We start from the raw sequence: 1087 nt of genomic DNA, 5'->3' as shown, positions 1-1087 counted from the left end.
CGGCGTGGCCGTCACGCTGGTGCTCGGTGTGGCGCCGCAGTACTTCCTGGATCTGGCGGGGCAGGCGGGGGGGTCTTGATCTGCTCGACATCGCCCTTCGCCGTGACGACGACGCCGCGCGCGTCAGATACGGTCTGACGGTCGGTCGCGACTGCGGATGCTGCGGACTCCACAGCCAGCCGATCCTCCGCAACCTGAGCCGCATCGGACGCAACATCTTGGATCCCCGCAGCGGTCTGGACTGCCGCGTCGGCGGCGTCCTCGGCTCGCCCTGCTGCCTCGTTCGCTTCGGTGATCGCGGGGACAGCGACGGTGATGTCTGCGCCCTGCGACATGTCGAAGACCAGGTTGTCCCCGGAGAGGGTGATGCCGTCGACGTTTCTACCCGGCGGACCCGGAACGGTCGAATCCTTGCCCGGAGGACCCTCAAGCGGAACGAGGACTCCCCCGCTGGGAGTCGATTCCGTTCCAAGATCGATGCGTTCACCGTCACTGCCTACGAGAATCACTGCGCATTCACCTTCTTCACCTGCCCGGTCTGGAGTTCCTGCTCGGTGGTGGGCGTGGTTGTTGTGTCCTTGAGCATGAGCCAGTACTTTGTGCGCGGTTTGACGGTCGCCACAATCTCGGACTCGATCTTCAAATGTGCGACGTGCCCGGTGATCTCGAATCCCCATCGGATTTGCGCTGGACCGGGATCACCGATCAGGAAATACAGCTCAAGACCTGCGGGGAACTCTGAGTCGTCGTCGAATCGGTACCAGTAGACGAAGTCGCCGACAGTCGGCAGGTTCAGAGCTCCGGTGGGAGTTGGCCGTCGGATATCCGGCATCAGTTCACCTCCGGAATCATTGCGTAGAAGTCTCGAATGATCTGAGCTGTATCGGGATCGATGTTTGCGGATGCGCTCGTGATCGGAATCTCCAGATCAGCGAGTCGCTGAAGAATCTCGGCCGACGTGACGCCGAGTTCCTGCGCAAGCGCATAGACCATGCCTGGCCTGCCTCGAACCGCTCGACGTGCCCGCCGGCACGAAGACGGAGCTGGTCGCGCTGCTCAACGGCGTCGTGACGACGTACACCGGGAA

General features: G+C 62.7%; 3 protein-coding genes and 1 pseudogene. 1 reads left to right on the top strand and 3 read right to left on the bottom strand.

What is annotated here, in order from left to right; genetic code table 11:
- Positions 1-11: 11 nt before the first annotated feature.
- From ABT116_RS49555 to ABT116_RS49545, 3 genes are read right to left on the bottom strand one after another with little or no spacing between them, the layout of a single operon-like run.
- Positions 12-509 carry a hypothetical protein gene (locus tag ABT116_RS49555; RefSeq protein ID WP_351648285.1) on the bottom strand — a complete coding sequence of 166 codons (498 nt, stop codon included), beginning with the start codon at positions 507-509 and terminating at the stop codon, positions 12-14.
- Positions 506-832 carry an LtfC-like domain-containing protein gene (locus ABT116_RS49550; RefSeq protein ID WP_351648283.1) on the bottom strand — a complete coding sequence of 109 codons (327 nt, stop codon included), beginning with the start codon at positions 830-832 and terminating at the stop codon, positions 506-508. Before ABT116_RS49550 ends, ABT116_RS49555 begins: the two co-directional genes overlap by 4 nt.
- A complete protein-coding gene (locus ABT116_RS49545; RefSeq protein ID WP_351648281.1) occupies positions 832-993 on the bottom strand; it encodes a translation initiation factor IF-2 N-terminal domain-containing protein in 162 nt (53 codons plus the stop codon). The genes ABT116_RS49550 and ABT116_RS49545 overlap by 1 nt, the downstream gene beginning before the upstream one ends.
- Here ABT116_RS49545 and ABT116_RS49540 point away from each other — a divergent pair.
- Positions 993-1087 (top strand): annotated as a pseudogene (locus tag ABT116_RS49540) (TetR/AcrR family transcriptional regulator); the annotation flags it as partial. The gene ABT116_RS49545 and the pseudogene ABT116_RS49540 sit on opposite strands and share 1 nt — an antisense overlap.

Source organism: Streptomyces sp. NPDC002130 (assembly GCF_040296465.1).
GTDB lineage: Bacteria > Actinomycetota > Actinomycetes > Streptomycetales > Streptomycetaceae > Streptomyces.
This window is presented reverse-complemented; position numbering and strand designations above follow the sequence as displayed.